21 protein-coding genes, 1 tRNA gene and 1 pseudogene are annotated in these 26,113 nt (G+C 71.5%); 7 read left to right on the plus strand and 16 right to left on the minus strand.

Annotation, left to right across the window (positions count from 1 at the left end):
- The first annotated feature begins 856 nt into the window (after positions 1-856).
- From IG99_RS38530 to IG99_RS38550, 6 genes and pseudogenes are all read left to right on the plus strand, one after another.
- Positions 857-1,108: a hypothetical protein gene (locus tag IG99_RS38530; RefSeq protein WP_037682674.1), complete on the plus strand. Its 252-nt coding sequence runs from the start codon at positions 857-859 to the stop codon at positions 1,106-1,108.
- A complete protein-coding gene (locus tag IG99_RS38535) occupies positions 1,108-1,500 on the plus strand; it encodes a type II toxin-antitoxin system VapC family toxin (protein ID WP_037682675.1) in 393 nt (130 codons plus the stop codon). Before IG99_RS38530 ends, IG99_RS38535 begins: the two co-directional genes overlap by 1 nt.
- A gap of 26 nt (positions 1,501-1,526) precedes the next feature.
- A pseudogene (locus IG99_RS52420) lies at positions 1,527-1,778 on the plus strand (WXG100-like domain-containing protein); the annotation flags it as partial.
- 31 nt (positions 1,779-1,809) lie between these two features.
- Positions 1,810-2,313, plus strand: coding sequence for a hypothetical protein (locus IG99_RS50935; RefSeq protein ID WP_037682676.1), 504 nt, complete (start codon positions 1,810-1,812; stop codon positions 2,311-2,313).
- Positions 2,313-2,498, plus strand: coding sequence for a DUF6531 domain-containing protein (locus tag IG99_RS50940; protein WP_234312108.1), 186 nt, complete (start codon positions 2,313-2,315; stop codon positions 2,496-2,498). Before IG99_RS50935 ends, IG99_RS50940 begins: the two co-directional genes overlap by 1 nt.
- 480 nt (positions 2,499-2,978) lie before the next feature.
- The gene (locus IG99_RS38550; RefSeq protein ID WP_037682677.1) at positions 2,979-3,530 is read left to right on the plus strand and encodes a Uma2 family endonuclease; all 552 of its coding nucleotides are present in this window, start codon (positions 2,979-2,981) and stop codon (positions 3,528-3,530) included.
- 596 nt (positions 3,531-4,126) lie between these two features.
- Here IG99_RS38550 and IG99_RS38555 read toward each other — a convergent pair.
- The 11 genes from IG99_RS38555 to bldG form a co-directional block, all read right to left on the minus strand.
- Positions 4,127-4,200: transfer RNA gene (locus IG99_RS38555), tRNA-Thr, on the minus strand.
- Positions 4,201-4,307: 107 nt separating this feature from the next.
- A complete protein-coding gene (locus IG99_RS38560; RefSeq protein ID WP_037682679.1) occupies positions 4,308-5,891 on the minus strand; it encodes an alpha/beta hydrolase in 1,584 nt (527 codons plus the stop codon).
- An 81-nt stretch (positions 5,892-5,972) separates the two neighbouring features.
- The gene (locus IG99_RS38565) at positions 5,973-7,178 is read right to left on the minus strand and encodes a DNA polymerase III subunit delta' (RefSeq protein ID WP_037682680.1); all 1,206 of its coding nucleotides are present in this window, start codon (positions 7,176-7,178) and stop codon (positions 5,973-5,975) included.
- Positions 7,179-7,295: 117 nt separating this feature from the next.
- Positions 7,296-10,583, minus strand: a complete 3,288-nt coding sequence (tmk, locus tag IG99_RS38570; RefSeq protein ID WP_037682681.1) for a dTMP kinase — start codon at positions 10,581-10,583, stop codon at positions 7,296-7,298.
- A 154-nt stretch (positions 10,584-10,737) separates the two neighbouring features.
- Positions 10,738-13,566, minus strand: a complete 2,829-nt coding sequence (topA, locus tag IG99_RS38575) for a type I DNA topoisomerase (RefSeq protein WP_037682683.1) — start codon at positions 13,564-13,566, stop codon at positions 10,738-10,740.
- Positions 13,567-13,843: 277 nt separating this feature from the next.
- Positions 13,844-14,041, minus strand: a complete 198-nt coding sequence (locus tag IG99_RS38580; protein WP_037682685.1) for a hypothetical protein — start codon at positions 14,039-14,041, stop codon at positions 13,844-13,846.
- A 493-nt stretch (positions 14,042-14,534) separates the two neighbouring features.
- Entirely contained in the window at positions 14,535-16,106 is a 1,572-nt protein-coding gene (locus IG99_RS38585) for a DUF7059 domain-containing protein (RefSeq protein ID WP_199815702.1), read from the minus strand.
- Positions 16,107-16,136: 30 nt separating this feature from the next.
- On the minus strand, positions 16,137-16,739 hold the full coding sequence (locus tag IG99_RS38590) for a hypothetical protein (RefSeq protein ID WP_037682687.1): 603 nt from the start codon (positions 16,737-16,739) through the stop codon (positions 16,137-16,139).
- Between the two features lie 195 nt (positions 16,740-16,934).
- Complete coding sequence (locus IG99_RS38595; protein ID WP_037682689.1) at positions 16,935-19,340, minus strand: sodium-translocating pyrophosphatase; 2,406 nt, start codon at positions 19,338-19,340, stop codon at positions 16,935-16,937.
- Between the two features lie 265 nt (positions 19,341-19,605).
- Positions 19,606-20,037: an ATP-binding protein gene (locus IG99_RS38600; protein WP_037682691.1), complete on the minus strand. Its 432-nt coding sequence runs from the start codon at positions 20,035-20,037 to the stop codon at positions 19,606-19,608.
- A gap of 140 nt (positions 20,038-20,177) precedes the next feature.
- Complete coding sequence (bldG, locus tag IG99_RS38605; protein ID WP_009189842.1) at positions 20,178-20,519, minus strand: anti-sigma factor antagonist BldG; 342 nt, start codon at positions 20,517-20,519, stop codon at positions 20,178-20,180.
- Between the two features lie 81 nt (positions 20,520-20,600).
- Here bldG and IG99_RS38610 point away from each other — a divergent pair, with 81 nt between their 5' ends.
- Entirely contained in the window at positions 20,601-23,171 is a 2,571-nt protein-coding gene (locus IG99_RS38610) for a DEAD/DEAH box helicase (RefSeq protein ID WP_234312107.1), read from the plus strand.
- A 36-nt stretch (positions 23,172-23,207) separates the two neighbouring features.
- Here IG99_RS38610 and IG99_RS38615 read toward each other — a convergent pair whose 3' ends face one another.
- The 5 genes from IG99_RS38615 to IG99_RS38635 form a co-directional block, all read right to left on the minus strand.
- On the minus strand, positions 23,208-23,582 hold the full coding sequence (locus IG99_RS38615; RefSeq protein ID WP_037682697.1) for an Rv3654c family TadE-like protein: 375 nt from the start codon (positions 23,580-23,582) through the stop codon (positions 23,208-23,210).
- Complete coding sequence (locus tag IG99_RS38620; RefSeq protein ID WP_078948171.1) at positions 23,579-23,938, minus strand: TadE family type IV pilus minor pilin; 360 nt, start codon at positions 23,936-23,938, stop codon at positions 23,579-23,581. Before IG99_RS38620 ends, IG99_RS38615 begins: the two co-directional genes overlap by 4 nt.
- Positions 23,925-24,134, minus strand: a complete 210-nt coding sequence (locus IG99_RS38625) for a DUF4244 domain-containing protein (protein WP_037682701.1) — start codon at positions 24,132-24,134, stop codon at positions 23,925-23,927. Before IG99_RS38625 ends, IG99_RS38620 begins: the two co-directional genes overlap by 14 nt.
- Before the next feature lie 95 nt (positions 24,135-24,229).
- A complete protein-coding gene (locus tag IG99_RS38630) occupies positions 24,230-25,015 on the minus strand; it encodes a type II secretion system F family protein (RefSeq protein WP_037682703.1) in 786 nt (261 codons plus the stop codon).
- Positions 25,012-25,866: a type II secretion system F family protein gene (locus IG99_RS38635; RefSeq protein WP_199815703.1), complete on the minus strand. Its 855-nt coding sequence runs from the start codon at positions 25,864-25,866 to the stop codon at positions 25,012-25,014. Before IG99_RS38635 ends, IG99_RS38630 begins: the two co-directional genes overlap by 4 nt.
- Between the last annotated feature and the right edge of the window lie 247 nt (positions 25,867-26,113).

Genomic DNA, 26,113 nt, shown 5'->3' on the forward strand with positions numbered 1-26,113 from the left:
TCATAGCTTCAGCCGTCATCACCCCTCGACGCTAAGCCCGGCGGGGTTGACCGGTCGACCGCGATTCCGAGAGGCCGTCAAGTCTGGATGCCCCCTGCCGGGCGTGGCCCAACACTCAACCCCGGGCCGTGTTCCGACCTGGGGCAGCAGCACCCGCATCCCTTTACGCCGGCGGTCGCTACGCCTCCCCGGGCCCGCTCGGCCTACGTGGACGACCCCGCACATCACATGAGGCCGCATCGACCATGAAACTGACCCTCAGCGACGACTGGCGCGCAACACTGACGCCCGTTCCGCTGCCCATCATCCCCTTTCATCTGACCTGGGGTCCCAGTGGAGCCGCCTTCGGGGTTCGAACCCGAGACCTACGCATTACGAGGGGCTGAGGTCAGCTGGTGCAGGAGGATGCACAGCTGGACGCACAGCCATAGCCGGTGTCGCAGTCCTCGGTCACCGGCATCGGCGAGTCCGTAATCGCGATGGTGAGCTGCCAGTCGTCACCGATGATCTCGCGCCGTCCCGGTCGTCGTGGTTGCCATTCCAGCACCTCCGAAGGGGTGGGCGGCCCGCCCACGGGAAGCGTGGACGAGGGAGCGCGGGACCCCGCAGCCGGCTGCATGGGCTTGTGCAGAGCTGAGTGCGCGGATACAGCGTTCGGGCCCAGGAGGCCACTGTGTCCGTGTGGGCTGGTGGCCCCGCTCTCTGCCGGGGCCCCGCGGCTGGGGGCCGTTGAAGGGGAGCACGGCCTCTGCCCGAGAGCTGCGGGCTGTCGGTCGGGGCGCTCACCCAACTGAGCAGGCCATATGCCCAGCCCGGCTTCATACGCCGAATTGCTACCGTTGGTAGGATCGAACCCATGAGTGGTAGCAAGAAGTACTCGATCAGCCTCCCCGAAGACCTCGCCGAGGCCGCACGTACCCATGTAGGTCCAGGCGGCTTCTCCGCCTACGTAGCCGAGGCCCTCGAGCAGCGTGTGGCCATGGACAAGCTTCGCGAGATCGTCGCCGACTTCAAGACCGACAACGACCCGCTGTCCCGGGAAGAGATCGAAGCGGCCCGCGCCGTACTGCGCCATGATCAGCGCGACTCGAGCGGTGCCGCAGCCTGATGCCCGGCACGCTCCTCCTCGACAGCGAGGGCCTGTCCAAGCTCTACCTCAAGGACCGCACCGTCCTGACTCTCGTCCAAGCCGCGTCGGAAGAAGGCATCCGAGTGGCCACGACCGCCATGACCACGCTCGAGGCAGACTACGAGCGCATCCACCCCGCCCGCATCCGGTGGGTACTCTCCCGGATCGACGTCCACGACGTCACCAAGGGCGTCACCGACCAAGCGGCAGCACTGTTGCGCGATCACCAACTCAGCGGCCACAAGTACGCTGTCGACGCCGTCCTCGCGGCCATTGCGCGCTCGGCGCCAAGACCAGTCACCGTCCTCACCTCCGACCCTGAGGACATCAGTCTGCTCTGTGGACCCGCCGTCGAGGTCATCAAAGCCTGACGCGTGCAGATCGCGGGCACACCCGCATGTGGTGGCCGGAGGCCGACTCCGGCAAGCTGCGCAGCGCGGCGGACGCCTGGCGTACCTTCGCCGGCGCCGTGGACGACGTCCGGGCACCGGTGCACCGCAGCGCGTCGTCGGTCATCCATCACAACACGGGTGAGTCGATCAGCGCGTTCGAGAAGTTCTGGGACCGCTGTGCCAAGGGTGAGTCCGGGGGCTGGCTGAGCGATCTGGCCGACTCCTCGCGGGAGATGGCCAAGGCGCTGGACAAGTTCGCCGACGCCATCGACGCGCCATCACCAAGCTGTGGACACAGATCGGCATCGACGCCGCGTCATCGCGGGCGGGGTCGCCCTCGCCTTCTTCACTGCTGGTCTGGCCTCGGGTGCGGCGGTCGCCGCGGCCGACGCCGTCATCGAGTTCGGTGCCACGCTGGGCGTCGCCGTCACCGCCACGGTCGCCGAGATCGCTGCCGGCGCGCTGGTCGCCGCCGCGTTCGGCGGGGTCGAGTCGATCGCCGTCGACCTCGCAGTGGCCCAGCCGCTGAAGATCGCGACCGGACTGCAGGACGGACTCAGCCTGGACGAGGTCAACCAGGCCGCCAAGGACGGCATGCTCTTCGGCGGCGTCCTGGGCGGCGGCGCCGGTGTGCTCAAGGCCGGCATGGAAGGCCTCGGCGACACCACTCCACTGCTGCTGCGCCGCCGTCCCTTCGCCCCGACCTGGTCGACCTCGGCCCGGCCGCCCGCAACGCCGAACGCACCCCCTGCGTGGGCGAACCGATCGACGTGGCGACCGGCGCGATGCTGATGACCGCCACCGACCTCACCCTGCCGGGCGCGCTGCCCCTGCAGTTCACCCGCACGCACCTGTCGTCCCAGCGGTTCGCCTCCGGTAGTGACTGGTGCGTGATCGTGCCTGGTGGGCGGCCGCGCCAATCGGACCAGGCAAGTGAGTGGGCCGTTCGCGGGCGGGCCGGACGACGAGCGCGATGAACAGGCGGCAGATCTCGTTGCAGGACATACGGGATCACGTCGTCCGGCGTGGGCCGGTGTGCGTGTTCGTCGGCGAGGAAGGCGTGGGCCGGCATCGCGAGGGTGACCCGGCGGGCCCAGGCGGGACAGCGGCGGACCTCGTGCTCATCCAGCCCGCCCGGCCCTGGTGACGACTGATGCCGCCAGACGCCATTGTGCCTGATCAAACCACATGCGTCGTACCGGACGCCGGTACCTCGTACCGCAACGTCCAAAGGCGTCCGGCACCCCATGGCCACCCGGAAGGTGCCCGCCGCCCCTGGAGGTCACCCAACGCCGGCTGTTGGGTCCGAACACCTACGGGCCCAGCTCACGCCCCGCGTCACGGCGTCCGCTCGTGCGGAACGGTTCCCCCCTGTGGTGCGCGCACGCCACGGAAGTCCACCCGTGGGACGGCTCTGTCCGCCGTATCATGACGGCACACGGGAAGGAGCACCGTCCATGAGTGTCGACGCGATCACGCACACCGAGTTCCCCGCGGGATACGTGGTGTTCTTCGGCGTCGACGGAAAGATCATCATGACCCCGCAGAGCGAAGAGCACTCCAGCACGATCAGGTCGATGCAGATCGACTCTCTCGCCCTCGGCCGTCACGCGAAGGTCACCTCGGACGTCTACATCGACTTCCCCGCCGACGAGAACTCCGCCCCTGACCTGGCCATCCTGCGCGAGGATGCGCGCAAGGAAGGCAAGCGCTACAGCTTCGAGGACGTCCTGTTGATCTCGGAGGTCGTCTCCACGTCCTCGGCACGCAAGGATTACGACGACTGCACCGCGAAGTACGGCCGGTACGGCATCCCCGTCTACCTCGTCGTGGATCCCTACGCCCGGGAAGTCGTCCTGCACACCGAGCCCACCTCCAGCGGCTACAGCACCGCCCGCACCCGCGCATACGGCACAGGCAAGCTCCCCATCCCCCTGGCCGACGGCCGCACCTTCACCCTCGACCTCGACGAACTCCCCCTGCCGGACCCGGAGCCCGACACTCACTGAGTCTGAGAAACGCGCCCCGAAGCAGGAAGAGGCCCGGCAGCCGGTCGGCGAGGGCATGATCATCGAAACCGCGACTGAAGAGCTCCACGCATTGGGGTGCCCGGGGTTTGGTGATCACTCCCGGGGTTTCTCTGTCCTTCCGGCCCCATTCTGGGCCCCAGGAAGGCCCGGCGGCGGGCTGGGCCCCGTCGAGCAGCACGATCATCAGCGGCTCACACGCATGGCTGCGCACATTGGCGCCGCTCGCATGAGGTCCATTCATGCCTGGCCGGTAGCCACTCACCATCGCCGCCGGGCCCTCACGGCGCCTGAGGCCCGCGGCAGGACCCAGCATGTGACACCACTGCCCATAGCCTCTCGCGCGTGGGCGACATGGAGGTCCTGCCGTACCCCCAGGCCAGCCAGATCGAGTGAACTGAGGGGGCCCCGAGCTCACCTGCCAGATGCGATGCACCGCAGGGGGACGACCCAGGAGCGGCAGCATTGAGACCAGCATTGAGACCGCAGTCAGCCGCACAGCCCGCGCTCAACGCCGCCGCCGCATCCGCTGAACGAGAAAGCCCAGCTCAGACACTGTCTGGGCTGGGCTTAGAAAGAGCCGCCTTCGGGATTCGAACCCGAGACCTACGCATTACGAGTGCGTTGCTCTGGCCATCTGAGCTAAGGCGGCGCGCTGTCCGCACTATGGTGCGATCAGCAACGTCGGTAAGTCTACACAGTTTCCGGGGGTGCTCCGACCACGCCCCCGGAGGGCCCCGGAGGGGACTGGGGGCGTGACTATGAGCAGCGTTTTCCGGTCGTCGGGGGCGGGGTGCCGCGCAGGAGGTAGGTGTTGATCGTGGTGTCGACGCAGGCGCTGCCGCGGCCGTAGGCGGTGTGGCCGTCGCCCTCGTAGGTGAGGAGGCGACCGGAGGAGAGCTGGTCGGCGAGGGACCGGGCCCAGCGGTAGGGGGTCGCCGGGTCGCGGGTCGTGCCGACGACGACGATCGGGGCGGCGCCCTTCGCCTCGATGCGGTGGGGCTCACCCGTCGGCCGCACCGGCCAGTAGGCACAGTTCAGGGTCGCCCAGGCCAGGCTCTCGCCGAAGACGGGGGACGCCTTCTCGAAGGCCGGGAGGGAGCCGCGGACCTGCTCGGGGGAGGAGAACGCGGCGGGCAGGTCCAGGCAGTTCACCGCCGCGTTGGCGAACATCAGGTTGGTGTAGCGGCCGTCGGGGTCCCGCTCGTAGTAGCTGTCGGCGAGGGCGAGCAGACCCGCGCCGTCGTTGTCCTTCATCGCCGTGGTCAGCGCCTCGCGCAGCTGTTCCCAGGCGCCTTCGTCGTACATCGCCGCGATCACGCCCGTCGTGGCGAGGGCCTCGCCGAGCCTGCGTCCGTCCGGATCGCCGGTGCGGAGGGGGCGCGCGTCGAGCTTCCGGAAGAACGCCTTGAGGTTCTTGCCGACCTGGCCGGGTGTCGTGCCCCGCCCGCCCAGCGGACAGTCGGACTGCCGCACACAGTCCTTCGCGAACGACTGGAACGCCGTCTCGAACCCCGTCGTCTGGTCGAGGTTCAACCGCCGCGCGGGCAGCGAGGGGTCCATCGCGCCGTCCAGGACCAGCCGACCCACCCGGTCCGGGAAGAGCCCCGCGTACGTCGCCCCGAGGAACGTCCCGTACGACGCCCCCACATACGTCAACTTCCGGTCCCCCAGCGCCGCCCGCAGGAGGTCCATGTCCCGCGCCGCCTCCACGGTCGAGACATGCCTCAGCAGCTTCGGCGCGTCCGCCCCGCACCCCTCCGCGAACTTCCGGTAGGACGCGACCAGCGCATCGGTCTCCCGCTGGTCGTCGGGCGTGACGTCCGTCTGCGTGTACCTGTCCATCTCCCGCCCGTCGAGACACTCCACGGGCTCGCTGCGGGCCACGCCCCGTGGGTCGACGGCGACCATGTCGTAGCGGGCCCGGACCGCGGCCGGGTAGCCGATGCCGGCGTACTGCTGGAGGTAGCCGACCGCCGAGCCGCCCGGCCCTCCCGGGTTCACCAGCAGCGAGCCGAGCTTCTTCCCCGGTCCGGTGGCCTTCTTGCGGGCGACCGCGAGCCGTACGCCCCCCGCGTCGGGCCTGGCGTAGTCGAGCGGCGCCTTCAGCGTGGCGCACTCGAAGCCGGGGACGCCGCAGTCGCGCCAGGTCAGCCGCTGCGCGTAGTACGGCGCCAGCGCGGACGGCGTGGCCCGCGGCAGCGCGGCCAGCGCCGCGTCCGCCGCGCCGGCGGAACCCGCCGTCGGGCCGCTGGAGGAGGAGCAGGCAGAGACGAGCAGCGCCGCGACGCCGAGAAGGGCGGCACCGAGGCGGGACCTGCGGGGAGAGCGCCTGAGGTACATCGGTCGAGCGTAACTCTGCGCGACGTGATGGATGCTCTGTGTGCGCAAAGTGCCACGGACGAGTTACGCCGTCAACATACGTCAGCCCGCTCTCAGGGTCATCGTCATCGCCTCCACCGCGAGCAGCGGGGCGACATTGCGGTCAAGGGCGTCACGGCAGGCGCCGATCGCCTCGATACGGCGCAGGGTGGACTCGGGGCTGCTGCCGCGGGCGATCCGCTCCAGGGCGTCCTCTGCGTCGGCGTTGGCGATCGCCACGCGCGAGCCGAACTGAAGGGCGAGGACGTCGCGGTAGAAGGCGGTCAGGTCGGTGAGGGCGAGATCGAGGCTGTCGCGCTGGGTACGCGTCCTGCGCCGCTTCTGCTTGTCCTCCAGGTCCTTCATCACACCGGCCGTACCGCGCGGCAGCCGGCCGCCCTGGGCCGCGCCCAGCGCCGCCTTGAGCTCCTCGGTCTCCTTGGTGTCCATCTCCTCGGCGAGGACCTTGGCGTCCTCGGAGGCCGCGTCCACGAGCTCCTGGGCGGCCTTGAGACAGCCGCCGACGTCCTCGACGCGCAGCGGCAGCTTCAGTACCGCCGCGCGGCGCCGGCGTGCGGCCGGGTCGGTGGCGAGGCGGCGGGCCCGGTCGACGTGGCCCTGCGTGGCGCGGGCAGCCGCGAGGGCGACGTCCGGTTCGATGCCCTCGCGGCGGACGAGCATGTCGGCGACGGCCTCGACGGACGGGGTGCACAGGTTCAGGTGGCGGCAGCGGGAGCGGATGGTGGGCAGGACGTCCTCGATGGAGGGCGCGCACAGCAGCCAGACGGTACGCGGGGCGGGCTCCTCGACGGCCTTGAGGACGGCGTTGGCGGACTTCTCGTTCAGCCGCTCGGCGTCCTCGACGAGGATGACCTGCCAGCGGCCGTTGGCCGGCGAGGTGAATGACTTGCGGACCGTGTCCCGCATGTCCTCGGCGAGGATCTGCGTACCGACCGCGGCGACCGTGGTGACGTCGGCGTGTGTGCCCACCAGCGCGGTGTGGCAGCCGTCGCAGAAGCCGCAGCCCGGGGTGCCGCCGAGGGCGCGGTCGGGGCTCACGCACTGCAACGCGGCCGCGAACGCCCGCGCGGCCTGCGTCCGCCCCGCCCCGGGTGGCCCCGTGAACAACCAGGCGTGCGTCATCCTCGACGCCTCGGGCGGCGGGGCGCTCACGGCGGCCGCGGTGACCAGGGCGTCGGCGTCCCGGGCGGCCGCGTCGAGCTGCCCGCTCACCCTCTCCTGCCCCACCAGGTCATCCCAGACGGTCATACCGCCTCACCCCGCCCTTCCCTCACACCCACACGTTCCGGCTCCATTGTGCGCGCCCCCAGTGACAGCCGGGGGCGCCAACACTGCGGGGCAGACGGGCGCGAGAACTGACGAAGCTCAGTCCCGCCGGCCCCGGCCCCGTCCCCGACCACGACGGTCGTCGTCGAAGCCGCCCTCCTGGTGCGGGCCCAGCAGCTCGTCCGCCAGCGTCGGCAGGTCGTCGAGCGGGGTCTCCTCCGCCCAGTCGGACCGGGAGCGTCGCCGCGGTGTGCCCTCCTCGTCGAGCTGGGGCAACTCCCGCGTACGGTCGTCGGAACCGTCGGGATCCGGCACCGCGCGCTCGTCACGGAAGAACCCCGGCGGCACCCGGTCGGCGGGGTCCTCGCCACGTACGGGCGGCACCCGGTCGGCGTCCTCCCCGCGCACGGGCGGCAGCACAGCCGTCTCATCGGCCGCACCCGGCGGCACGGGCGGCAGCACAGCCGTCTCATCAGCCGCACCCGGCGGTACCGGCGGCAGTACCGCCGTCTCATCGGCCGGCCCCGAGCCGGCACCGGGCACCGGCGGCTGCGGCAGCTCCGCCGTCACCTCGGAGTCGGGGCCGCCGGAGGCCTGCTCACGCGCCGCGCCCTTGCCGCCCTTGTCGTCCCGCACGGGGCGCAGGACCGCCGTCTCCTCGACCGGGCCGCCCGACGCGTTCGTCGGGGTCACGACCGGTGTCGCGACGGTCGCCGCGTCCGAGGGGGCCGCGGGCGTGTGCGATGCCGTGGGAGTCGTGGGACGCGGGCCCGCCTGCGCGGCGGCCGCCGCCTGCTCGGCCGCCCGGCGTGCCTCCTCGGCCCGCAGCAGCGCCTCCTCGGCCTTGCGCTGCTTCTCCAGGCGCAGCGCCTCGGCCTCCGCACGCAGCCGGGCCTCCTCCTCCGCCTGCTTGCGGCGCCGCTCCTCCTCCGCCTTGCGGCGGGCCTCCTCCTCGGCGCGGGCCTTCTCCTCGGCGAGGAGCCTGGCCCGCTCCTCCTCGGCCCTCCTGCGCGCTTCCTCGGCCCGCTGCCGGGCCTCCTCCGCCTGCCGTTCGGCCTCGCGCCGCTGCGCCTCCTCGAGCTCGCGCCGCTTGCGCTCCTCCTCCTCGGCACGCAGTCGCGCGAGCTGCTCCTGGCGTTCCCGCTCCAGGCGCTCCTCCTCGGCCTTGCGGGCGGCCTCCTCCTCGGCCTTCCTGCGTGCTTCCTCCTCCGCCTTGCGGCGGGCCTCCTCCTGGGCCTTCACCTCGGCCTCGGACAGCGGCAGCAGCTGGTCGAGCCGGTGCCGGACCACCGTCGTGACGGCCTCGGCCTCCTGCCCGGCGTCGACGACCAGGTAGCGGCCGGGGTCGGCGGCGGCCAGCGTCAGGAAGCCGGACCGCACGCGCGCGTGGAACTCGGCCGGCTCCGACTCCAGACGGTCGGGCGCCTCGGTGAACCGCTCGCGGGCCTTCTCCGGGGAGACGTCCAGCAGCACCGTCAGATGCGGTACGAGCCCGTTGGTCGCCCAGCGCGAGATCCGCGCGATCTCGGTCGGGGACAGATCACGGCCCGCCCCCTGGTAGGCCACCGACGAGTCGATGTAACGGTCGGAGATCACGACCGCGCCCCGCTCCAGCGCCGGCCGCACGACCGTGTCGACGTGCTCCGCGCGGTCCGCCGCGTACAGCAGGGCCTCCGCGCGGTGCGACAGGCCGGCGCTGGACACGTCCAGCAGGATCGACCGCAGCCGCTTGCCCACGGGCGTGGCGCCCGGCTCGCGGGTGAGCACCACCTCGTGGCCCTTGGACCTGATCCACTCGGCGAGCGCCTCCGCCTGCGTGGACTTCCCGGCGCCGTCGCCGCCCTCCAGGGCGATGAAGAAGCCGGAGTCCGCCGGTGCCTGCGCCGGGTCGTCGCCGCGCAGCAGCGCGTCCCGCAGGTCGTGCCGCAGCGGCACGCCGGAGCGGTCGTCCACCTTGGCCAGCACCAGCGCGGCCACCGGCAGCAGCAGCGCGCCCACCAGCATCAGCGTGAACGCGGCCCCGCCGTGGGCGAAGACGAACTTGCCGTTCTCCAGGCGGTGCGGACCGATCGCCCCGGCCACCACGGGCGCCAGGAGCGCGCCGAGCGCCACGGAGACCCGTACGACCGCGTGCAGGTGCTCGGTCGTGCGCGGTCGGCGGAAGTCCTCGGCCTCCTGGTCGAGCAGCGTGTGCCCGATGTTGGCGGCCATGCCCGCGCCGACTCCGGCCAGCGCGTCGATCAGCAGCACCAGGGTGACGTCCGGGACCAGTCCGGCGGCGAGGAGCGCGATGCCGGTGAAGGCGATCACCAGCGCCAGCAGCCGGCGGCGGGACAGGGCGGGCAGCACGGCCGGCGCCGTACGGATACCGAGCACGACACCGCCGGTCAGGGCGAGCACCAGCAGTCCGTACAGCACCGGGCCGCCGCCGAGGTCCTTGGCGTGCAGCACCGACACGGCGACCGCGGCGGCGATCGCCCCGGCGACGGCCGCGCAGGTGAGCACCAGCAGCGGGATCGCACCCGTGCGGCCCTTGTCGACGCCCGAAACGGTCTTGGGGCGGCGCAGCCCCTCCAGCGGCGACCGCGCGCGCGGGGTGCGCGTGGCGGGCAGCTCCAGGAACGTCAGCACGGACACGGAGGCGGCGAACAGCCCGGCCGCCACGTACGAGCCGAGGGCGGCCTGGTGCTGGTCGAACCAGTCGATGCCCGCGCCGAGCAGGTTGTTGACGAGCGCCGCGACGACGAGCGCGGCGGCCGCGAGGGGGATCGACACGAAGCTCGTGCGCAGCGACAGGCGGCGCAGTGCGTCCATGTGGTCCGGCAGCGGCCGTACCGTCGCGCCCTCCGGGGGCGGGGCGGGCAGCAGGGCGGGGGCGGCGCTCTCGCGGGCGACCGTCCCGAAACGTTCGGCGACACCGATCACGAAGCCGGTGACGAGGAGGAGGGCCAGCGCGTCGTCCGGCGTCCAGTCGATCCACAGCGGCGCGATGATCAGCAGCACGGCGCGCACGCCGTCCGCGCCGACCATGGTCCAGCGGCGGTCGAGTGGGCCGTCCTGGGAGGTGAGCGAGGTGAGGGGGCCGAGGAGTACGGCACCGAAGAGAAGTGTGGCCAGAATCCGCACCCCGAAGACGGTCGCCACTGCGAACGCCACGCCTCGATAGCCGCCCCCGAACGAGCCCTCGGCGATGGCCGCCTGAAGGACGAGGAGGACGAGCACCAGCAACGCCAGGGCGTCACCGGTACCGCCCACGAGTTGGGCGCTCCACAGTCGCTTGAGCTGAGGTTGGCGTAGCAGGGCGCGAACGGCGCGCTCGCGGGAGTCCGCTACCAGGGCGTCGTCTGGGGCCGGGTTGGGGGCCGTTGGCTGCTCGGCTCGCGTCATGCTTTCAGCCTATCGGGCAGCACCGACACCGCGGCGAGCCCGCCCTGACGTGCGCACGCCCCGACACCAAAGTGATGCCGGGGCGTTCTTTTTGCGAAGCCGCGATGGAGAAGCGGTGGAGAAAACGTGCGAGAAAACGTGCGGGGAAGTGCGCTCAGTCCTCCGCCGCCGAGTTCGCGGCCGTCGCCTTCTTGGCGGGCGCCTTCTTCGCCGCCGTCTTGGCCGTCGCCTTCTTCGCCGCCGTCGTCTTCGCCGCGGTCTTCTTCGCGGCCGTCGCCTTCTTGGCCGGAGCCTTCTTGGCGGGCGCCTTCTTCGCCGTCTTCTTCACGGGCCCCTTCGCCCGCTTCTCGGCGAGCAGCTCGAACCCGCGCTCGGGCGTGATCGTCTCGACGCTGTCGCCGGAGCGCAGGGTCGCGTTGGTCTCCCCGTCGGTGACGTACGGCCCGAAGCGACCGTCCTTGACGACGACCGGCTTGCCGCTGACCGGGTCGGCGCCCAGCTCCTTCAGCGGCGGCTTGGCGGCGGCGCGTCCACGCTGCTTGGGCTGGGCGTAGATCGCCTGGGCCTCCTCCAGCGTGATCGTGAAGAGCTGGTCCTCGGACTGGAGGGACCGCGAGTCCGTGCCCTTCTTCAGGTACGGGCCGTAGCGGCCGTTCTGCGCGGTGATCTCCACGCCCTCCGCGTCCTTGCCGACGACACGCGGCAGCGACATCAGCTTCAGCGCGTCCTCGAGCGTCACCGTGTCCAGCGACATCGACTTGAACAGCGAGGCCGTGCGCGGCTTGACGGCGTTCTTGCCCGTCTTCGGGGTGCCCTCGGGGAGCACCTCGGTGACGTACGGGCCGTAGCGGCCGTCCTTGGCGATGATCTGGTGGCCGGTCACCGGGTCGGCGCCCAGCTCGAAGTCGCCGCTCGGCTTGGCGAGCAGTTCCTCGGCGAGCTCGACGGACAGTTCGTCGGGTGCCAGGTCGTCGGGGATGTCCGCGCGCTGGTGGTTGTCGGTGTCCTTCTCGCCGCGCTCGATGTAGGGGCCGTAGCGCCCGACCCGCAGCACGATGTCGTTGCCGACGGGGAACGACGAGACCTCGCGCGCGTCGATCGCGCCCAGGTCGGTGACGAGCTCCTTGAGGCCGCCGAGGTGGTCCCCGTCGCCGTTGCCGGCGTCCGCCGCACCACCCTCGCCAGTGCCCTCGCCGAAGTAGAACCGCTTCAGCCACGGCACGGCACGGGCCTCGCCGCGGGCGATGCGGTCGAGGTCGTCCTCCATCCTGGCGGTGAAGTCGTAGTCGACGAGCCGCCCGAAGTGCTTCTCCAGGAGGTTGACCACGGCGAAGCTCAGGAAGGACGGCACGAGGGCCGTGCCCTTCTTGAAGACGTAGCCGCGGTCGAGGATCGTGCCGATGATCGAGGCGTACGTCGACGGTCGGCCGATCTCGCGCTCTTCGAGCTCCTTGACCAGGCTGGCCTCGGTGTAGCGGGCCGGGGGCTTGGTGGCGTGCCCGTCGACCGTGATCTCCTCGGCGCTGAGCGCGTCGCCCTCGGCGACCTGGGGCAGCCGGCGCTCGCGGTCGTCCAGCTCGGCGTTCGGGTCGTCGGCGCCCTCGACGTAGGCCTTCAGGAAGCCGTGGAAGGTGATCGTCTTGCCGGAGGCGCTGAACTCGACGTCCCGTCCGTCGGCCGCCGTGCCGCCGATCTTGACCGTGACGCTGTTGCCGGTCGCGTCCTTCATCTGGGAGGCGACGGTCCGCTTCCAGATCAGTTCGTAGAGCTTGAACTGGTCGCCGGTCAGCCCCGTCTCGGCGGGGGTGCGGAAACGGTCGCCCGAGGGGCGGATGGCCTCGTGGGCCTCCTGGGCGTTCTTGACCTTCCCGGCGTACGTGCGTGGCTGCTCCGGCAGGTAGCCGGCGCCGTACAGCTGCGTGACCTGGGCGCGGGCGGCCGCCACGGCGGTGTCGCTCAGCGTCGTGGAGTCCGTACGCATGTAGGTGATGTAGCCGTTCTCGTACAGCTTCTGCGCGACCTGCATGGTGGCCTTCGCGCCGAAGCCCAGCTTGCGGCTGGCCTCCTGCTGCAGCGTCGTCGTACGGAACGGGGCGTACGGCGAGCGGCGGTACGGCTTCGACTCGACGGACCGCACCGCGAACCGGGTGTTCTCCAGGGCGGCGGCGAGGGCGCGGGCGTTCGCCTCGTCGAGGTGGAGGGTGTTCGCGCTCTTGAGTTGTCCCAGGGAGTCGAAGTCGCGGCCCTGCGCGACCCGCCTGCCGTCGACGGTCTGGAGGCGGGCGACCAGGGACGACGGGTCGCTCGGGTCACCGGCCCGGCCGGTGGCGAAGGTGCCCGTCAGGTCCCAGTACTCGGCGGAACGAAACGCGATGCGCTCGCGTTCCCGCTCGACGACGAGCCGGGTGGCGACGGACTGGACACGACCGGCGGACAGCCGCGGCATGACCTTCTTCCACAGGACCGGCGAGACCTCGTAGCCGTAGAGGCGGTCGAGGATGCGGCGGGTCTCCTGGGCGTCGACCATGCGCTGGTTGAGGTCGCGCGGGTTGGCGACGGCCTGGCGGATCGCGTCCTTGGTGATCTCGTGGAAGACCATCCGCTTGACCGGCACCTTGGGCTTGAGGACCTCCAGGAGGTGCCAGGCGATCGCCTCGCCCTCGCGGTCCTCATCGGTGGCGAGGAAGAGTTCGTCGGACTCCTTCAGCAGGTCCTTGAGCTTCTTGACCTGGGCCTTCTTGTCGGCGTTGACGACATAGATCGGCTCGAAGTCGTGTTCGACGTCCACACCGAGGCGGCGCACCTCGCCGGTGTACTTCTCGGGCACCTCCGCGGCGCCGTTGGGAAGGTCGCGGATGTGCCCCACACTCGCCTCGACGATGTAGCCGGGGCCGAGGTAGCCCTTGATCGTCTTCGCCTTGGCAGGCGACTCGACGATCACGAGTCGGCGGCCGCCCTTCGCGGTCTCGCTGGTGGGGGACAACTTCGCTCTTCTCTCCGGTCGACGCTGGGGCCTCCCCAGGCTTCGTCCCGGGGCTGGGTCGTGGTGACGCTGCGGAGTGTGACGGTACATCCCGCCCCCGTGTCAAACGGGAAAAGCCCGCAACGGCCACTCGAACGGTAACCCGACTACCGCCATTCCTGCCGCCCGGAGTACCCACCAGGTCTTTCCGGGCCATCCGGAGCGTGACCTCTCAATTACGGACGCGTGCCGTCGTGCCCCATTTCGGAAAGGCCTTCCCAGGGCATCGGCCGTTCCCTCAGAGGCGGGTGAAGCACCACGCGCCGAGAGCCAGCGACGCCACCGACACGAGGGTCGCGAGGGTCGCCGATGCGACCGGGCTCACACCGTCCACGACGGGTTCACCGTGCCGCACACGCGTCGCGGTCCACGCCAGGAGCCCGCCTCCGAACAGGGCGAACACCACTCCCGCGAAGATCGCCGGTCCGCTCTCCATGCTCGTCCGCTCCCCCTCTGCGTCCGCCCATACGCGCCGCCCCGGGAGGCTGACACGCGTGGGCGGCGTCCGGGCGAACAGCGGGTGAACGCGGGGCTGACGGCGCGGTGACCCCGCCCCGGCCGTGCCTCGCCGGCCGCGGACCGAAGCGCCTGCGGACTCGGACCGAACCGGGCGCGGGTATTTTTCCGGTCGTCTTCTTTCTGCCGACCCGACCGACCGTGCACACGATCTTGGTGAAACCGGCCTTCCAGTCGTCCTCATCGGTCACCCAACCGATCACAAGGCGCTCGGAACCGGGCGTCCAGGTCGACTCGAATGCGTTGCCGCACAGCGGAGCGTCGACACAGCGGAGCGTCGACGCGGGCCAGTCGTGGCGCACGCAGGTCCGGCGCACGCCCCCGCGACTCTCGGGCGCGCCCCCGCAACTCTCGGCGCGCCCCTGAGACCGGCGGGTGGGCCCCCTGCTCAGCGGGCGGGCATGCACCCGGCCCTACGCCGGGTCCAGGAACCCCTGTTCCACGAGCAGCCGGATCTGCGCGGGCGTGCGGTCGCGCAGCAGGACCGGGTCCTCGCCGACCAGTTGGGCGATGGCGTCCAGGATGCGGCCCGCGCTGAGCGAGCCGTCGCAGACGCCCGCGAACCCGGCGCCCACCGTGTCCACCTTGGTCGCCCGGCGCATACCGCGGTGCTGGCGCAGCACGACGTGCTCGGGGTCCTCGGCGCCCGGCAGACCGACCTGTTCCTGGACGATCTCGGCGGCGAGCCGGAAGTGCCCCTCGAGCAGGGCCGCGTCGTCGTGGGCGCGCAGGTAGTCGAGACGGTCGAAGTGCGCCCGGACCGTGTCCCCGAGCGGCTGTTCGACCGAGTGCGGCCACTCCTCCACCGTGATGACGGGCTCGGCGGCAGCCGTCTTGCGCAGGGTGATCCAGCCGAAGCCGACGGCCCTCACCTTGCGCGCCTCGAACTCGTCCAGCCACGCGTCGTACCGCGCCTGGTAATCGGCCCGGTCGCCGCGGTGGTCGCCGGCGTCCCTGAGCCACAACTCGGCGTACTGCGCGACGTCCTGCACCTCGCGCTGCACGATCCACGCGTCACAACCGCGCGGCACCCACGCCCTGAGCCTGTCCTGCCAGTCCTCCCCCTCCACGTGCTGCCAGTTGGCGAGGAACTGCGCGAACCCGCCCTCATTGAGCCGTTCCCCCGACTGCTGAACGAGCGTGCGGCACAGATCGTCCCCGCCCATCCCGCCATCGCGGTAGGTGAGCCGTGCGCCCGGCGAGATGACGAAGGGCGGGTTCGACACGACCAGGTCGAACGTCTCGTCGTCGCGGACCGGCTCGAACAGGGATCCCTCGCGCAGGTCCGCGGCGGGGGCGCCGGACAGGGCCAGCGTGAGCGCGGTGATGTGCAACGCGCGTGGGTTGAGGTCGGTCGCCGTCACGCGCGTGGCGTGCTGTGCGGCGTGCAGCGCCTGGATCCCGGAGCCGGTGCCGAGGTCGAGCGCGCAGGAGACGGGCGTACGGACGGTGATGCCGGCGAGGGTCATGGAGGCACCGCCCACGCCCAGGACGACACCCTCGTCGCGGCTGCCGATGCCCCCGGCGCCGCCGACGGCGCACCCGAGGTCGGACACGATGAACCAGTCCTCGCCGTCGGGCCCTCCGTACGGCCGTACGTCCACGGTCGCGGCGACATCGCCCCCGGAATTCCCGGAGGCACCGGTGGCCCCGGAGACCTTTGAGTCCCCGCCGACCCGCACCAGCCACCCGCTCTCCACGCACTCGTCGACGGGCAGAACGCCCTCCACGCGCGCGTGCGGCACGGGCTGCTGGAGCAGGAACAGCCGGACGAGGGCCTCCAGCGGCGTGTCACCACGTGTCGCCCGCAGCGCGGGAACGGTCTCGCTGCGCGCGAGCGCCGCGTACGCGGGGGCGCCGAGCAGGTCGAGGAGGCCGTCGGCGGTGAAGGAGGCCCTGAGCAGGGCGTCCCGCAGCCGCGCGGCGACGTCGGGGCGGTCGGAGGAGGGCAGGGGGGACTGGGTGGCGTTACTCACGCCCCCCATTGTGTCCCGCGACCGCCCGCGCGGGCGGAATCAGCCCTGGGTCGCCTTGGCCGAGGCGGAGGCGGCGACCTTCTTGCAGCTGGCCTGCTTGGCCATCGCCGACTTCACATCACCGTTCTCCAGGTTCTTCAGCGCGGTGTTGCTGCTCTTGCTGAGCTTCCCGAGCTCGGTCGCGACGTCCTGGAGGCCGTCCGCGAACTTCCCCTGGTCCTTGGTGTCGAGCCCGTCCACCTGCTTCTTCAGGTCGGCGTACGACGTGGACAGGGCGTTGAGCGCCTTGACGGCGTCCTGCTGCTTCTTGCCGCCCGACTCGACGCCGGGGGGCGGCCCGGCCTGCTGAACGGTCGTGGCGAGCGCCTTGTAGGCGTCGGACATGTCCTGGAACGCCTGCGAGTCGGTCTTCTGGACGGCCTCGGGCGACTTGTTGTCCGTGGCGGCCTGCTTGATCGCCTCGTTGGCCGCGTCGACCTTCGTGTCCTGCGCCGGCAGCGCGTCGCAGACCTTCTTGGCCCAGGCGTCGAGTTCCTTGTTGCCGTCGTCGCCGCTGGTGCATCCCGTCAGCGCCACTACCAGTACCGCACCGCCGGACAGTGCGGCCGCGAGCTTCTTGTTCACCGGATCGGTCCCTTCCATGGCTCTCGGCCCCGGAACATACACGGCATGGGGGTGGCAGCTGTGTGACGGATGACTGCTTCGTCAGCTCTTGCCGCCATTTGCACCATGCGAGAGAAGGCTCACGATGCGCGCACGAACGCGGACAGGGCGGGCGGTCGACGCGACGATACGCGCCTCCCGCCCGCCCTGTGAGCTGGGCCTCGTGACGCCGATCTACGAAACCACCGCAGGATCGGCCGAGTTGGACACCCGCTCGGCGTTGTCTTCGTCACCCACGGCGATGCCGCGCCGCTTGGAGATGTACACCGCTACGACGATCACGAGGAGGGCGAAGATCGCGATCATGATCCGTACGCCGATGCTCTTGTCGTCGCCGTAGCTGAACTTGATCACCGCGGGCGCGATGAGCAGCGCCACCAGGTTCATCACCTTCAGCAGCGGGTTGATCGCGGGCCCCGCGGTGTCCTTGAAGGGGTCACCGACCGTGTCGCCGATCACCGTCGCGGAGTGGGCCTCGCTGCCCTTGCCGCCGTGGTGGCCGTCCTCGACGAGCTTCTTGGCGTTGTCCCACGCGCCTCCGGAGTTCGCGAGGAACACCGCCATCAGCGTGCCCGTGCCGATCGCGCCGGCGAGATACGCGCCCAACGCCCCGACGCCGAGCGTGAAGCCGATGAAGATCGGCGCCATCACGGCGAGCAGTCCGGGCGTGGCGAGCTCGCGCAGGGCGTCCTTGGTACAGATGTCGACGACCTTGCCGTACTCCGGCGTCTCGGTGTAGTCCATGATCCCGGGCTTCTCCCGGAACTGCCGGCGCACCTCGAACACCACCGAACCCGCCGACCGCGACACGGCGTTGATCGCCAGCCCCGAGAAGAGGAAGACGACCGCGGCGCCCGCGATGAGACCGACGAGGTTGTTGGGCTGCGAGATGTCCATCATCAGACTCATCGGCGCGCCGGATCCGGAGAGCTTCTCGCCGACGTCCGCGGCTCCGGTCGTGATCGCGTCACGGTAGGACCCGAACAGCGCCGACGCCGCCAGTACGGCGGTAGCGATGGCGATGCCCTTGGTGATGGCCTTGGTGGTGTTGCCGACGGCGTCCAGGTTGGTGAGCACCTGCGCGCCGGCGCCCTCGACGTCGCCGGACATCTCGGCGATGCCCTGCGCGTTGTCGGAGACCGGACCGAAGGTGTCCATGGCCACGATCACCCCGACCGTGGTGAGCAGGCCGGTGCCGGCCAGGGCCACCGCGAAGAGCGCCAGCATGATCGACGTACCGCCGAGCAGGAACGCCCCGTACACGCCGAGGCCGATCAGCAGGGCGGTGTAGACGGCCGATTCCAGACCCACGGAGATACCGGCGAGGACGACGGTGGCCGGGCCGGTCAGCGAGGTCTTGCCGATGTCCCGGACCGGGCGGCGGGTGGTCTCGGTGAAGTAGCCGGTCAGCTGCTGGATGACGGCCGCGAGCAGGATGCCGATCGCCACCGCGACCAGGGCGAGGATCCGCGGATCGCCGCTCTTGCCGCTGATCGCCACGTCGGTGACGCCGTCTAGGTCGGCGTACTTCCCCGGGAGGTAGACGAAGACGGCCAGCGCGACCAGCACCAGCGAGATCACCGCGGAGATGAAGAAGCCGCGGTTGATGGCGCTCATGCCGCTGCGGTCCGTGCGGCGCGGTGCCACGGCGAAGATGCCGATCATCGCCGTGAGCACGCCGATCGCGGGCACGAGCAGCGGGAACGCGAGACCGGCGTCGCCGAAGGCCGCCTTGCCGAGGATCAGCGCGGCGACCAGGGTCACGGCGTACGACTCGAAGAGGTCGGCCGCCATGCCCGCGCAGTCGCCGACGTTGTCGCCCACGTTGTCGGCGATGGTCGCGGCATTGCGCGGATCGTCCTCCGGAATGCCCTGCTCGACCTTGCCGACCAGGTCGGCGCCGACGTCGGCGGCCTTGGTGAAGATGCCGCCGCCGACTCGCATGAACATCGCGATCAGTGCGGCGCCCAGGCCGAAGCCCTCGAGCACCTTCGGCGCGTCGGCCGCGTACACCAGCACCACACAGGAGGCGCCGAGCAGGCCGAGCCCCACCGTGAACATGCCGACGACGCCGCCCGTGCGAAAAGCGATCTTCATCGCTTTGTGCGAGACGGTGGTGAGATCCTTTTCCGGCTCGCCCTCCGCCGGTGTCGCTTCTCGGGCCGCCGCGGCGACACGCACATTGCTGCGCACGGCGAGCCACATACCGATATAACCGGTGGCCGCCGAGAACACCGCGCCGATCAAGAAGAAGATCGACCGTCCGGCACGCTGATTCCAGTCGTCCGCGGGCAGCAGCATGAGCAGGAAGAACACGACCACGGCGAATACGCCGAGCGTGCGCAACTGCCGTGCCAGATAGGCGTTGGCGCCTTCCTGGACCGCCGCCGCGATCTTCTTCATGCTGTCGGTGCCCTCGCCCGCCGCGAGTACCTGGCGCACCAGCACGCCCGCGACCACCAGCGCGGCCAGTGCGACGAGCCCGATGACCATCACGAGGACGCGGTTGTCGTCGGTCAGCACGGCCGCCGCGAGGGTTGTGGGGTGATCCAACTGATGAGGGGTAGAAAGCCCCGCCATTCGTCCTCCTTGACGCTTGGGCTGAGCTCAAGATGTGGACGGATTGTAGGTACCGGAACCTGATCAAAACAGGTGGCGGTAAACGGAATTAGCCTTCCCGTACCCGCCAGTGAACCCGATAGTGGTAACGCCTTGAAAGCATTGACGCGTAGATTGATGCTTGATCAAATTATCAGGACATTGATCGTGAATTTCTTCACGAATCTGATAAACGCGAAAAAGGCCCTGCTGAGCAGGGCCTTTCGGGTGTCGCGAAGGGGTTGGATCAGGCGGGCACGGGGGCCGACGGCGCGGTCGGCCAGGTCATGCGAATCTGCCCGCCGTGCGCCCCGGTGGTCACTTCGACGTCGTCGACGAGACCGCTGATGACCGCGAGTCCCATGTCGTCCTCCTCGGCCTCGATGTCGTCGTCCGGCGCGCCGGACGCCCGGTCACCGGGGACCGCGTGCGGCGCCTCGTCGCCGACCTCGATGGAGAACTGCTTCTCCTCCTCGATCAGCACCACCTTCACCGGCTCACTGACACCGCTGGTGCGGTGCAGCCCGACGGCACGCGAACAGGCCTCACCGACGGCGAGTCTGACCTCGTCGAGGACGGCCTCGTCCACTCCGGCCCTGCGCGCCACCGCTGCCGCCACCAGCCGGGCGGTCCTGACGTGCTCGGGCAGCGCGCTGAAGCGGAGTTCAACGGTGGCCATGCATCCCCCTCGGAACTACGGGCGTGCTGTAGAGGGGCCGGGCCGCCGAGCCCGACCCCCCGTACTTGTTACTTCTGCCGAAGCTCTGCCTTCATGCCACCGAACTTCGGCCGGCCCGGGCACAGGGCCCGGGACCGGTGTCAGTCGGTGGCCGCCACCGCTTCGTCGACCGAGGTGTGGATCGGGAACACCTTGGTCAGACCGGTGATGCGGAAGATCTTCAGAATGCGCTCCTGGTTGCAGACCAGGCGCAGCGAGCCCTCATGGGCACGCACTCGCTTCAGGCCGCCGACCAGCACGCCGAGCCCGGTGGAGTCGAGGAAGTCCACGCCCTCCATGTCTACGACGAGGTGGAAATTCCCGTCGTTCACCAGCTCGACCAGCTGTTCGCGCAACTTGGGCGCGGTATATACGTCGATTTCGCCACCGACCTCGACGACCGTACGATCGCCGACGGTACGGGTCGACAGGGACAGGTCCACGGATCCTCCAGCACCTTGCTATCGAGCGGTCGCCCCTCGGGCACCTCGGCTTGAAGCCCCCGGGACGGTTCGCCAGCCGCGATGGCATTCAATCACTTACCGGCAGGCGTGCACGACGCCTTGGCTCCATTGTCCGTCACGCCAGTGACACACTCGGTGCCGATGGCCAAGAATCACCGATCCGATCGATCCTCGACGGACACCGCGTCCAGCCCCTCGCCGGGCACGGTCCTGGACCGGCTCGCCTCCGGGCCGAGCCGGGCATCGCGCATCACTCATACGGAGCACTTGCCCGCACGTGCGGGTCGCCATGCCGTCTGGTCGGAACGGATCCGGTCCGAGGTCGTCGCCGCCGTGCGGAGCGCGGGCATCGAGCACCCGTGGGCCCACCAGGCCCAGGCGGCCGAGCATGCCCTGGACGGCCAATCCGTGGTCGTCGCCACCGGCACCGCGTCCGGCAAGTCCCTGGCCTATCTCGTCCCGGTCCTCTCCACGCTTTTGGACGGCTCCGAGGCCCCCAACGGCCGCGGAACCACCGCGCTCTACCTGGCCCCCACCAAGGCGCTCGCGGCGGACCAGTGCCGAGCTGTGAAGGAACTTTCACAACCGTTGGGCCATTCGGTGCGCCCCGCGGTCTACGACGGCGACACCCCGTTCGAGGAACGCGAGTGGATTCGCCAGTACGCCAACTACGTCCTGACCAACCCGGACATGCTCCACCGGGGCATACTCCCGTCCCACCCCCGCTGGTCCTCCTTCCTGAAGGCGCTGAAGTACGTCGTCATCGACGAGTGCCACACCTACCGCGGTGTCTTCGGCTCCCACGTCGCCCAGGTGCTGCGCCGCCTGCGCCGCCTCTGCGCCCGCTACGGCGCCTCCCCCGTGTTCCTGCTGGCCTCCGCGACCGCCGCCGAGCCCGCGGTGGCCGCCCGCCGCCTCACCGGCCTGCCGGTGGTCGAGGTCGCCGACGACGCCTCTCCCCGCGGGGAACTGGTGTTCGCCCTTTGGGAGCCGCCGCTCACCGAGATGCAGGGCGAGAAGGGCGCCCCCGTCCGCCGTACCGCCACCGCAGAGACCGCCGACCTGCTGACCGACCTGACCCTCCAGGGCGTCCGCACCGTCGCCTTCGTACGCTCCCGGCGCGGCGCCGAGCTGATCTCGGTGATCACCCAGGAGCGCCTCACCGAGGTCGACCGCTCACTCGCCCGACGTGTCGCTGCGTACCGAGGCGGCTATCTCCCGGAGGAGCGCCGCGCCCTCGAACGGGCCCTGCACTCGGGCGAGCTCCTCGGCCTCGCCGCCACCACCGCGCTCGAACTCGGCGTCGACGTGTCCGGCCTCGACGCCGTCCTGATCGCCGGCTATCCGGGCACCCGCGCCTCGCTGTGGCAACAGGCCGGCCGGGCCGGACGGTCCGGGCAGGGAGCCCTGGCCGTCCTGATCGCCCGCGACGACCCGCTGGACACCTTCCTCGTCCACCATCCGGAGGCCCTGTTCGACCGGCCGGTGGAGTCCACCGTCCTCGACCCGGACAACCCCTACGTCCTCGCCCCCCACCTGTGCGCCGCCGCCGCGGAGCTGCCGCTGACGGAGGAGGACCTGGAGCTGTTCGGCCCCGAGACCGAGAGCCTGCTGCCCCAGCTGGAGAACGCGAAGCTGCTGCGCCGCCGTGCCAAGGCGTGGCACTGGACGCGCCGGGAGCGGGCCGCCGACCTCACCGACATCCGCGGCGAGGGCGGCCGGCCGGTCCAGATCGTCGAGGAGGGCACGGGACGCCTGCTCGGCACGGTCGACGCGGGCGCCGCCCATACGACCGTCCACGAGGGCGCCGTCCATCTCCACCAGGGCCGCACCTACCTCGTCCGCTCCCTGGACCTGGAGGACTCCGTCGCGCTGGTCGAGGAGGCCAGCCCGCCCTACGCGACGGTCGCCCGCGACACCACGGCGATCTCCGTCCTGGAGACGGACGTCGAGATCCCGTGGGGCGACGGCCGCCTCTGCTACGGCTCCGTCGAGGTCACCAACCAAGTGGTCTCCTTCCTGCGCAGACGTGTCATCACCGGTGAGGTCCTCGGCGAGACGAAGCTCGACCTCCCTCCCCGCACGCTCCGTACCCGGGCCGTGTGGTGGACGGTCACCGAGGACCAACTCGACGCGGCCCGGATCAACCCGGAGATCCTCGGTGGCGCCCTGCACGCCGCCGAGCACGCCTCCATCGGCATGCTGCCGCTGTTCGCGACCTGCGACCGCTGGGACATCGGCGGCGTGTCCATCCCGCTGCACCCCGACACCCTCCTCCCGACGGTCTTCGTCTACGACGGCCACCCCGGCGGCGCGGGCTTCGCGGAGCGCGCCTTCCACACCGCCCGCGCCTGGCTCGGCGCCACCCGCGAGGCCATCGCCTCCTGCGAGTGCGACGCCGGCTGTCCGTCCTGCATCCAGTCCCCCAAGTGCGGCAACGGCAACGACCCCCTGCACAAGAGGGGCGCGGTACGCCTCCTCACCGTGCTGCTTCGAGGGGCGCCGGAGGAGGGGCCGCCGGAGAAGGGGCCGGAGGCTACGGCGCCGCAGGAGCAGCCGTTGGAGAGGGGGCCGTCTCCGGCGGCGGAGGAGCCTGCGGGGTCGGCTCCGCAGGGCCCGCCCGCGCCCTGACCTGGGCGGCGAAGGGCCCCGCACCGGAGGCCGCCGTCACTCGGGCTCCGCAGGGCCCGCCCGCGCCCTGACCTGGGCGGCGAAGAGCCCCGCGCCGGAGGCCGCCGTCACGTCCGAGACGTCGCCCACCACCGCGCACCGCACCAGCCGCGTGCCCTGGGCCTCGGCGATCCGGCCCGCCCGCGCGCAGGCCGCCTCACGCCCCTCGGCCCAGTGATCGGCTGCCGCCAGCGCCGCGAGGTCCGCGCCGCCGGCCGCACGGTGCCGGGCCACCACCGCCTGCCCCAGAGCGAGCACCACGCCGAACACCACACACAGCACGGCGATCACCCCGACACTCCAGACGGTGGCAGACCCACGGTCCGAGCCACGGCCTCTCCCGCCCCCGCTGCGCCTCCCTGTGCCCCTCACGACCCCACCCTCTCCTCCGCGTCCGCCACGGCCTCCTCCCGTACCTCGAACGGCAGCCCACGCAGCAGTCTCGGCTTGGCCACGACGACCACGCGGACCCGGTCCTTCTCGCGGCTGACTGTGACCGTCGCCCCCTGGGGGGCCGCCTCCCGGGTCACCCGGGCCACCGCGTCGGCCGGGTCCTGCCGGGCCGCGGCGCGGGCGCCCGTCCTGGCCGCGTCCACACACTGGATCTGCGCGGCCACCACGAGCAGCCACCCCACCAGCGCCATCGCGAACGCCACCAGCACGGGCAGCACCACTGCGGACTCCGCCGTAACGAACCCGCTGTCCGACCGCCGCTCACATCCCCGCACTGAGCGCCCTCTGCACGATGGCCTGCAACTGCGCGGTGACCTCCCCGCTCGTCACCACCTTGTGGAGAAGCACCGCGAACCCCACCGCCGCGATGATCCCCATCGCGTACTCGGAGGTGACCATCCCCGCGTCCCTCCGCGCCGCCCGCGCCCTGCACACCAGGGCACGCAGCCGCGCCCGTACCGCCTTGTACATTCCAACCCCCGTAAGGTCTCGACTGGTTCGTTGCCACTGCTCACTCGCTGTTCGTCGCTCGGCCGGCGGCCGGCGTCGTCATCCGCGCCACACCGTCATCGACCACCCCCTCCCATCGCTTCGCCCGCGAGCCCGATCACCACGGGGAGGACACCGACCGCGATGAAGGCGGGCAGGAAGCACAGCCCCACCGGGGCGGTGACCATGACCGCCGCCCGGCGTGCCCGGGCCGTCGCGGTGCGCGCCCAGTCGGCGCGGGCGTCCGCGGCGAGCCGGGCGACCGGTCCCGCCGCCGGGAGACCGGACACATCGGCCCGCTCCAACAGCCGGGCCAGCGCCCCGGCGCCCTGTATCGCGGCCAGCCTCCGCCACGCCTCGCCGGGTTCGCCGCCGAGCCGCACCTCCGCCGCCCCTCGCGCCAACGCCTCCCCCACGGGCCCGTCCAAGGCCTCTCCGACGGCCTGCGCCGCGATCACCGGACCGGCCCCCGCAGCGATGCAGGCGGCCACGAGATCGGCCGCGAGCGGGAGTTGCCGCGCCGCTTCCGCGCCCTCGGCCTCCTTCGCCAAGCCGACGGCCTCCCGCCGCAGCCGCCACCGCCACAGTCCGACCGCGGCGGCCACGCCCACCACGACACCCGCGACGCCCCCGACCACGAACCACCCGGCGGCCACGACTCCCGCCAGCGGCCCCCACTGCCGAGCAGCGTCCCGCACCTCGATCCGGGGCCCGACAGTCACCACTTCCAGGGCGAGCAGCGTGGCCACCCGGTGCCGCGCCCTTCGCTCGCGTCGCGCCCTCGCCCACCAGCTCACCGGCCATCCGAGGAGGAGCCCAACCCCCACCACTGCCCACAGCCTGTGGACAACTTCCCCGTTCACGCCGCCCCCTCCGCTCCTCGGACGATCCGCAGTGCCCACCACAGCCCCGCGCCCTCCAGCACCCCGCCGACGAGCAGACAGCCGAATCCCGCCCCGGTGTGCAACAGGACGTGCAGCGGGTCGGCGCCCATCGCCGTGCCGAGCAGGAGGCCCAGCACCGGCAGGCACGCGAGCATCACCGCTGTCGAGCGCGCGCCTGCCAACTGGGCCCGCAGATCCAGGCGTTGGTCCCGTTCCGTGCGCAACGCTTCTTCCAGTCGGTCCAGTCCGGCCGCGAGGCCCGCGCCCTGGTCCACGGCCACCCGCCAGCACGCGGCGAGCCCGAGCAGCCCCTCGGCCCCGGGCTGCCGTGCCGCGGACGCCAGTGCTTCGGGTACATCGCCGCCGAACCGGGCCGCCGCCAGCACCGGGGCCTGGGCGTCGCCGAGCCCGTGGGAGTCACGCGCGGCCCGCAGCAGCGCCTCTGCGGGCTGCCGTCCGCCGCGCACCTCCCCGGCGAGCGCCGCGCACAACGCGATCACCGCGTCCCCTCGGCGCTCCCGTGCGCGCCGCGCCTCCCTTTCCAGGCGCGTCCGTCGCAGCAGTGGCACTCCGGCCGCCCCCGCGACGACCGGCAGCACCGAGGCGCCCCACACGGCCAGCGCCAGCCCGGCGGCCAGCGACCACCACTCCGCCCGCCACCTGCCCTGAACGCGCCGCATTTCGTGAGCCAGCCGCTGCCAGGAGGTCGGCCCGGCGGCCACCACTCCCCCGCCCGCGAACAGCAACTGCGCCCGCCGCGCACCGGAGTCCCACCCACCGAGCAGCCACACCGCCGCCCCGACACACATCCCGACCGCCCCCAACTCCATCTCACCCATCGCCCGAAACCCCTCCGCTCCACCGGTCACCCGTCACCCGAACCCCTCCGCTCCACCGGTCCCCTCACCCGAACCCCTCCGCCGCCCCGATCCACCGTCACCCGACACCTCTCATCCCGCCGCTCACTCACGCCTCCCCGGCCCCCGCCCCGGTCCCTCCGGGGCCTCACCCGGTCCCTCCGGCCCCTCCCCCGGTCCCTCCGGCTCCCCCGGTCCCTCCGGCCCCTCCCCCGGCCCC

This window comes from Streptomyces griseus subsp. griseus (assembly GCF_000720255.1).
Taxonomy (GTDB): domain Bacteria; phylum Actinomycetota; class Actinomycetes; order Streptomycetales; family Streptomycetaceae; genus Streptomyces; species Streptomyces griseus_I.

Excerpts from the sequence above, each read along its gene's own strand:
- IG99_RS38530 (WP_037682674.1), top strand. The coding sequence starts at position 857 with ATGAGTGGTAGCAAGAAGTACTCGATCAGCCTCCCCGAAGACCTCGCC.
- IG99_RS38535 (WP_037682675.1), top strand. The coding sequence starts at position 1,108 with ATGCCCGGCACGCTCCTCCTCGACAGCGAGGGCCTGTCCAAGCTCTAC.
- IG99_RS50940 (WP_234312108.1), top strand. The coding sequence starts at position 2,313 with ATGACCGCCACCGACCTCACCCTGCCGGGCGCGCTGCCCCTGCAGTTC.
- IG99_RS38550 (WP_037682677.1), top strand. The coding sequence starts at position 2,979 with ATGAGTGTCGACGCGATCACGCACACCGAGTTCCCCGCGGGATACGTG.
- IG99_RS38560 (WP_037682679.1), bottom strand. The coding sequence starts at position 5,891 with ATGTACCTCAGGCGCTCTCCCCGCAGGTCCCGCCTCGGTGCCGCCCTT.
- IG99_RS38565 (WP_037682680.1), bottom strand. The coding sequence starts at position 7,178 with ATGACCGTCTGGGATGACCTGGTGGGGCAGGAGAGGGTGAGCGGGCAG.
- tmk (WP_037682681.1), bottom strand. The coding sequence starts at position 10,583 with ATGACGCGAGCCGAGCAGCCAACGGCCCCCAACCCGGCCCCAGACGAC.
- IG99_RS38580 (WP_037682685.1), bottom strand. The coding sequence starts at position 14,041 with ATGGAGAGCGGACCGGCGATCTTCGCGGGAGTGGTGTTCGCCCTGTTC.
- IG99_RS38585 (WP_199815702.1), bottom strand. The coding sequence starts at position 16,106 with ATGGGGGGCGTGAGTAACGCCACCCAGTCCCCCCTGCCCTCCTCCGAC.
- IG99_RS38590 (WP_037682687.1), bottom strand. The coding sequence starts at position 16,739 with ATGGAAGGGACCGATCCGGTGAACAAGAAGCTCGCGGCCGCACTGTCC.
- IG99_RS38595 (WP_037682689.1), bottom strand. The coding sequence starts at position 19,340 with ATGGCGGGGCTTTCTACCCCTCATCAGTTGGATCACCCCACAACCCTC.
- IG99_RS38600 (WP_037682691.1), bottom strand. The coding sequence starts at position 20,037 with ATGGCCACCGTTGAACTCCGCTTCAGCGCGCTGCCCGAGCACGTCAGG.
- IG99_RS38610 (WP_234312107.1), top strand. The coding sequence starts at position 20,601 with ATGGCATTCAATCACTTACCGGCAGGCGTGCACGACGCCTTGGCTCCA.
- IG99_RS38625 (WP_037682701.1), bottom strand. The coding sequence starts at position 24,134 with ATGTACAAGGCGGTACGGGCGCGGCTGCGTGCCCTGGTGTGCAGGGCG.
- IG99_RS38635 (WP_199815703.1), bottom strand. The coding sequence starts at position 25,866 with ATGGAGTTGGGGGCGGTCGGGATGTGTGTCGGGGCGGCGGTGTGGCTG.